Consider the following 7,474-nt stretch of genomic DNA (forward strand, 5'->3'; position numbering starts at 1 on the left):
GACCCTTACGATGTTAATGCTTGGAAGAGCTTTTACGCTGCGAATCCAGAGCATAAGAGGTCTGTTGGGGCATCGGGCTTAAATGAAGATGTTAAGAGAATTAATGTTGGTGAATCAGGCCACCATGTTCCAGCAGTAAGAAAGTCAAAAAATAGGGAGATGGAAGTTTCTAGGTCAGATAGGGATAGGCCGACTTTACATTTTCTGGGTGATGATCCTGGTTATGATCACTGGAGGTTACACAATGCTGAGCGAGAGCATGTTGGTCCAAGGCAGGGAGATTTTGAAGGTACTGACCAAGAGTTGATGAATGCCTATAAAAAAGCGTATGAAGGATTGGATGATATAAAGGTGGATGTAAGATCCCCAAATAACAAAACTAATTTGGGGGAGAATGTTACACCTAGAGAGGCGGTTGATTGTATGGAATGTTACTTAAAAGATAAGGGTAAGTTATGACAACTGTGTTAGATAAGTTATTAGATTTGTTTTGTAAAGATCGTGTTTTTTTAATGGATTCTTTTAATAATATCAATGTAAATGACTTTTTAGATGAAAGGGATGAAGATCCTTTCGATGGTGATTGGGTCAACGCTTTTAATGAAGTAAAGAAGCAGTTTGAAACCTTGCACCCAGAAAGATCTGCTATCGATAAAATCGACAAAATCAGAGAGTTAGCGTTTAGGTCAGCTTTCTCTGGATCAAACAGTAGTGATCTTGCTGGTTACGTGAGTGATGATTTTGAGTTGATATCAAAAGCTATAGTTATTAACAGTGATAACAAATGGGTTACTACTTTACTGGATATATACTTAGGAGGTGGGTTTCCTAGTGGTAAGCTTGTTCGACATTCAGTTAAGGTAAGAGATCTAGTGTAGCCGTCCACGGATCTAAGGGGTCAGAGTCTAGCAAGAATCTGGGACATCCATAACACCGACGAACGGTCTCGCATGGACATGATCGGGGACACCCAAAACAAAAAGCTGTTTAATCAATAGGTTAGCGCAGCCGTTAGAAATCCCACACTTAGCCCAGCCATTCGGTTGGGCTTTTTGGTTTCTACCTCTTTGCTTTAGAGGACCATCGCTCGGCTTCGTACTTAATAATCATCCCTTCCAGTAATTCTTGAATAACCCGTTGTTCTGCTGACGGCATGGCGGCAATAGCCTGAAACTGTAGAGCCAGATTAGCGTTTGGTTCGAGTTCGTCACCTTCAAATATCAAAGAGTCGGTGGTAACACGTAAGGTCTTAGCGAGTTTCTTAATGGCCTCTAATGAGGGTTGTGAAGAGCCCGCCTCATAGCGTTTGACCTGAGTGACATGCAAGCCAATAGCATCGGCCAAAGCTTGTTGTGTTAAGCCTTTCTTTTGACGTATTTCTAATAATCGTTTGGCAATACTCATAATGGCAAAGTAGTTGAGTGGATTTGCCATGATCTTACCCTCTGTTTGCAAACTCTCTCGACAATGGTAGCATAAGAGATACCTAAATGTAATATACTAGAGACTTGACAGGTTTTGGGGAATCAACATGGCAAGATTGGCGGATGACGCAATCAATACGATCAAGCGAGATATCTCTTTGGTGCGCTTGGTGCAGTCCCAAGGCTACGCCCTAAAAAAACACGGCAAAGACTACGCCCTTAGCTGCCCGTTCCACAAAGACGACCAAACCGCCTCGTGCGTGATCACTCCAAGCTCCAACCTGTTCCACTGCTTTGGCTGCGGCGCGGCCGGTTCGGTGGTTGATTGGGTAATGAAAACCCAAGGCGTGAGCTTTCGCTTTGCCTGTGAGATTCTGCAAAAAGACCTTGGCTTAGTGGCTGAAAACACTGGCCAGCCGGTCAAGCAAAATACCACCACAAAACTCCCGCCGCTGTCTGCCAGCACCGATAACCAAACGGCCTTGAGTGATGTGATTAATTATTACCACGACACGCTCAAACAGGCACCCGAGGCGCAGGAGTACTTACGTTCGCGCGGTTTGGATAATATCGAGCTGATTGAGCGGTTTAAGCTTGGCTTTGCTAACCGCACCTTGGGTTATCACTTACCCGAAAAGAATCGCAAAGCCGGTGCCGAGCTACGCGGTAAACTGCAAGAAATAGGCATATTACGAGACAGTGGTCACGAGCATTTTAATGGTTCGTTGGTGGTGCCGATCATGGACGCTCAGGGCGTAATCACTGAAGTTTATGGCCGAAAAATACAGGGTAATAAACTGCGTAAAGGCACAGCCCAACACCTTTACTTACCCGGCGCACATGATGGCGTTTGGAACGTCCAAGGATGGACTAATGCAGCGAGTGCAGGAAGCACAGGAGCAGTGAATATTGAAGCGTTTACAGCGGCTAAGGAAATAATCTTGTGTGAAGCCTTAATCGATGCGATGACGTTCTGGGTACATGGGTTTAGAAATGTTACCGCGAGCTACGGCACATCGGGTTTTACCGCTTCTCACTTAGCCGCTTTTAAACAGTATGAAATCAAACGCGTATTGATTGCTTACGACAGAGACGAAGCAGGTAATAACGCGGCAGAAGCCTTAGCAAAAAAACTGATGGCCGAGGGTATCGATTGTTATCGTATTAATCTACCGAAGGGTATGGACGTAAACGAATATGCACAGCAAGTGACGCCAGCGGTTAAAAGCCTAGGGCTCGTCATTCGAAAAGCGGAATGGATGGGAAATGGTCAGGCACCAGAAAGACAAGAAGATATAGAAATACAAACAGCGGTAGTGCCAGTCTTAGCGGCTAAAGAGCCACCACCAGAAAATGAAAGTAAAGAAACCCTAGCGCCCACACTGCCCGAATCCACCCAGGCCAGCCCCTTACCCGATATGCCCAGTATAGAACTTGATGCCGAAGTGACAGAGCACGAAATTAAAATCACTTTAGGAAAGCGCCTTTACCGTATACGTGGCCTACAAAAAAACATGAGCTACGAGCAAATGAAAATCAATTTACTCGTCAGCCAAGGCGAAGCGGTACACGTTGACCAGCTGGAACTTTACAACAGCAAAGGCCGTCAGCAATTTATCAAACAAGCTTCGATTGAATTAGGCGTAAAGGATGATGTAATCAAAAAGGATCTAGGCAAAGTCTTATTAAAACTCGAAGCCCTACAAGACGAGAATATTAAAAATACCCTAGAAAAACAGACTAAAAAAGAAATTAACCTTACGGATAAAGAGCAGCGCGCGGCGCTGGAATACTTGCAAGACCCTTCACTCCTTAGCCGCTTGTTGTTGGATTTTGAAACCTGCGGAGTGGTCGGTGAAGCAGTGAATAAACAAGTGGCTTATCTTGCCGCTGTCAGTCGTAAATTGGAAAACCCGTTAGCGGTGATGGTGCAAAGTTCTAGCGCCGCCGGTAAAAGCAGTTTAATGGAAGCCGTGTTGGCGTTTATGCCGGAAGAAGAACGCATTCAATACAGCGCCATGACCGGCCAAGCGTTGTTCTATATGGGCGAGCAAGACCTTAAACATAAAATACTGGCGATTGCGGAAGAAGAGGGCGCGAGTAACGCGAGTTATGCGCTAAAACTCTTACAGAGTGAAGGCGAAGTGAGTATCGCCAGTACGGGTAAAAACGACACCACCGGCAACCTCGAAACCAAAACCTACAAGGTTGAAGGGCCTGTAATGTTGTTCAGCACAACGACGGCTATCGACCTGGATGAAGAACTATTAAATCGTTGTATTACGTTAAGCGTGGATGAAAGCCGCGAACAAACCCAAGCGATCCACGTGATACAGCGCCAACGCCGAACGCTCGAAGGGCAGCGCGCACGCAAAGATAAAAAGACATTAATCCAGCGTCACCAAAACGCCCAGCGCTTGTTGAGGTCACTGGGTGTCATTAATCCCTACGCCGATCAACTCACCTTTCTGAGTGATAAAACCCGCATGCGGCGCGACCATGAAAAGTATCTGGGTCTGATCGATTCGATAGCGTTACTGCATCAATATCAGCGTGAAATTGTGCGGGATGAATACGACGGTGAAACCAGTGAATATGTGGCGGTCACGTTGGAGGATATAGCAATAGCGAACCAATTAGCGCATGAAGTGCTGGGCAGAACACTAGACGAACTACCGCCGCAAACTCGGAAATTATTAAATCATATTCACGCGATGGTATTGGATGTTTGCCAACAAGAAAATATAGCGCGATGCGATTGCCGATTTACACGTAAGCAGCTCAGAGATTATAGCGGCTGGGGAAATACTCAATTGAAGGTGCATCTTGATCGGCTGGAGGATATGGAATATTTAATAACGCATAACGGCAGTCGAGGGAAAACGATTACCTATGAATTGATTTATAACGGCGAAGGTGATCATCGCAATACCTTTGTTATGGGCTTAATCGATATTGAAAAATTACGTTACGACAACAAAAAAACGGGGCTGGAGCCGGTAAAGTCGGGGCCAAAACGCCCCTTAAACGGTCTTGTTACGGGGCTGGTACGGGGTGACAAAAAACCAGAAAACACTACAAATGCAGTGTTAAATGGATATTTACCTCAAAGCAGTGAAATAACCACTATAAAAGAAAATAATGACAGTTCTCATCGTAATCATACCGCCATGAGCACCAACTAATGGCCGGTAAGAAAACCGTCTTTATCGAAGCCTATGACCCTGACTCCTTAGCCGCTTGGATGTTGCGTTACTTGGATTGGATGGCTGTAACGAATTACGCCAGCACCACGGTTGCATCCCGAAAAGTCGATTTACATCTATTTAACGCATGGTGTAAAACACGCAGCCTCAGCAAGCCAAACGAAATTACCAAGCCGATTCTAGAGCGCTTCCAGCGCTATCTTTACCATTACCGAAAACCCAACAGTAAGCCATTAGGCTTCCACCGTCAGTCGATCTTACTGCAAGGCTTAAAAGGCTTTTTTAAATGGTTGGCGCAAAACAACCACATCCTCTACAACCCCGCCTCAGAATTAATCTTGCCGAAAGTCCCCAAACAATTACCCAAAGATATTTTAACCACGGAAGAGGTGGAAACGATATTAAACCAGCCGGACTTAAACAGCCCATTCGGTGTGCGAGATAGGGCGATGATGGAAGTGCTCTACAGTACTGGCATACGTCGTACTGAATTGGTTAACCTAACAATCTTCAATATCAGTGAATCGCGCGGCACGCTGTTTATCGATCAAGGGAAAGGTAAAAAAGATCGTGTAGTGCCGATCGGAGAAAGGGCGCTGGCCTGGGTTAATAAATACCTTGATGAAGTCAGGGGCGAACTGCTGATTGATCCGACTGTAACGACCTTGTTTATTACCTACCAAGGCAACGGCTTCCACCCGAACAAGTTAACCGCGGTAATCCGTGACTACATCAAACACGCGGATATTGGTAAAAGTGGTAGCTGTCATTTGTTCCGCCATACCATGGCCACGCAGATGTTAGAGAACGGCGCGGATGTACGCTTTATCCAAGAGATGTTAGGCCACGCGAGCCTGGAAACCACCCAGCGCTATACGCATGTGAGCATCGGTAAGCTCAAGGATATTCATACGGCGACACACCCAGGGGCGAATCTGAAAACCCCTGATGGGATGGAGTTACACGCCACCCTTGCCGGTGAGGACGAAGAAAAAGACTAAAATCAAAATCCGCTTTGTTTATGGGAGGCATTGAACTTCTTCCGCCGCCTGTCACATGGCTTGCAAAAGAGCCGCAAGCCAAGCGCCAAGCTTCAGTGTGCTAAACGGAGAGTTCATCACTCCGTAAGGGTGGCTAATAAGGTTGCGGCCCGTTCCCTCCAGTTTATTGTCATGCCCTTTGCAAAACCCCGCAAAGGCCACGCCAAACACTTCCAGTCACTAAGCGCGCAGCTTCTTCGGCCGCGCCCTGCGCGCACCTCTGCCCAGCGCCGGCATTTACTCCAGTCGCAAGCTCCCTCCGCAAATACCTTCCGCTGCCCCGTTTTGTGCTCGCTGCGCTCGCTCAAAATGGCCCTTTAAAAAACACAAAGGGCCAGTGCTTGCTATGTGTTGCGGCAAGCCGCGCTTAAGGGCTTTATTACCCCCAACCCCCAAGGGGGCTAGCTTCGTGGCGAGTGCAGTAAAAGCGCGGAGTCAAGCCTAGCGCGCTACCCAGCACCGCACGCCGCGCAGGGTGTGTGCCAGCGTTGGGGGCGTGAGCACTGCTTGTCCTTCCATGATAACGCCGTGCTCGTACCGTCAAGGGCAAGGCAAGTCGCAAAGGGCGCGCGACCCTTGACGGCACTGCGCGCGGCGTTACGAGGAAGGCCAAACAGCGCTCACTCAGGGTGTTGTATCTGCAAAAGGTTAATCAGATGAAAGTTGAAATCCACCCAGAAGTGTTAAAAGAACTGGAATATATCGTCGAGTTGCACCAGCAATATGGGGCACCGGCAAAAATGGAAAGTGTTGAGTCGCTAGTCAACTATATCCTGGCTAGCATAGCCGATGGGTCGCGTAGGCCGGGGTGTTGGGAGCGCCAGCTATTAGAGCAAATGGGGCTGGTGGCCGAGAGTAGCGAACATAAGAACTACCGGAATCATTACGGCAAGTAAGCCTCAAAGCCGCGTCACAGCGGCTTATTTATCCTTGATCGAGGTTAGCGGCAGTCAGCCGGTAAGTGGGTTCCGTAAGATACGTGCGGAACTGGCTTGTGCTTCTACCCATCATCTGTTGCCGCACGTAGACCCCTGCGGTGTCGGAGGCCAAAAGACGCCTCCGCCATCCTCGGCGCCGCTGAAAAGCGCGGCTAAGGGGAAATGGTGTTGTGGCCAAAAAGTGCGTCTGGGGATTTTTTTTAGTAGAGTGGCAGTGCCTCTGCGCAAATGCTCTTTAACACGCTGATAACACTAGGGAAAAACCGCCTCGGTACGATGAAGTGCATCTGGGTTTACTGTTTATGCCTATGGGAATCCTGGGGTTTATTGGGATCCTGATGGACGTGCGGCAACGCCAGGTTTCCATGGTTACATTAATAAAAACACTGATATTTTAAAAACGCAGGGGACAATTGACACCGGTAATATTGTTGCTGATTATGCGTTAGCGGCAGTTTATACCGGTGAGAATTTATTAAGATCGGCTGCAAATACGGCAATGGCTGCTGCAAACGCCCCTACATTTGCTTATTCTGCAGTTACGGGCGATTCATTTAAGAAATCAGAAGCCAGTTTGTTATCACTAGTACCGGCATTTCCTCAGGTAAGTGCGGGCTATAGCCTTCTGTCGGGGCGGCCATTTAGGGCTTTCAAGCAGTCAGCTAAAGCGGCACCTAGACAGCAGGCGCGAGCGTCCGGCCCGGAATATCATGAAGAGTTTGATATTCCTGATGCTCCTAAGCCTGTATTGACTGTAGAGCCTAAGCGTCTCGAAACCCCTAACGTTGTCAGTAGACGTATTGAGCCATCAGACCCTTACGATGTTAATGCTTGGAAGAGCTTTTACGCTGCGAATCCAGAGCATA

Annotated in this window: 7 protein-coding genes; 6 read left to right on the forward strand and 1 reads right to left on the reverse strand. The window is 47.5% G+C overall.

Features of this window, described 5'->3' with window-relative positions:
- Both AC3A8L_RS18075 and AC3A8L_RS18080 read left to right on the forward strand, forming a co-directional pair.
- Positions 1-459, forward strand: a 459-nt coding sequence (locus AC3A8L_RS18075) for a hypothetical protein (protein ID WP_487963675.1), incomplete at its 5' end; no start/stop codon positions are given.
- Positions 456-878, forward strand: coding sequence for a hypothetical protein (locus tag AC3A8L_RS18080; protein ID WP_487963676.1), 423 nt, complete (start codon positions 456-458; stop codon positions 876-878). The genes AC3A8L_RS18075 and AC3A8L_RS18080, both read left to right, overlap by 4 nt.
- Before the next feature lie 181 nt (positions 879-1,059).
- Here the strand turns inward: AC3A8L_RS18080 and AC3A8L_RS18085 are convergent, their stop codons facing one another.
- Positions 1,060-1,434, reverse strand: coding sequence for a helix-turn-helix domain-containing protein (locus AC3A8L_RS18085; RefSeq protein WP_487963677.1), 375 nt, complete (start codon positions 1,432-1,434; stop codon positions 1,060-1,062).
- Between the two features lie 97 nt (positions 1,435-1,531).
- Between AC3A8L_RS18085 and AC3A8L_RS18090 the strand changes: the two genes are divergently transcribed.
- The 4 genes from AC3A8L_RS18090 to AC3A8L_RS18105 all read left to right on the forward strand — a co-directional run.
- Positions 1,532-4,609: a CHC2 zinc finger domain-containing protein gene (locus AC3A8L_RS18090; protein ID WP_487963678.1), complete on the forward strand. Its 3,078-nt coding sequence runs from the start codon at positions 1,532-1,534 to the stop codon at positions 4,607-4,609.
- Positions 4,609-5,631 (forward strand): site-specific tyrosine recombinase XerC, encoded by a 1,023-nt coding sequence (gene xerC / locus AC3A8L_RS18095; RefSeq protein ID WP_487963679.1) that lies wholly within the window; start codon positions 4,609-4,611, stop codon positions 5,629-5,631. The genes AC3A8L_RS18090 and xerC overlap by 1 nt, the downstream gene beginning before the upstream one ends.
- Before the next feature lie 695 nt (positions 5,632-6,326).
- Positions 6,327-6,566, forward strand: coding sequence for a hypothetical protein (locus AC3A8L_RS18100; RefSeq protein ID WP_487963680.1), 240 nt, complete (start codon positions 6,327-6,329; stop codon positions 6,564-6,566).
- 541 nt (positions 6,567-7,107) lie between these two features.
- Positions 7,108-7,474, forward strand: a 367-nt coding sequence (locus AC3A8L_RS18105) for a hypothetical protein (RefSeq protein WP_487963681.1), incomplete at its 3' end; no start/stop codon positions are given.

The sequence above is a fragment of the Marinagarivorans sp. genome (assembly GCF_982758155.1).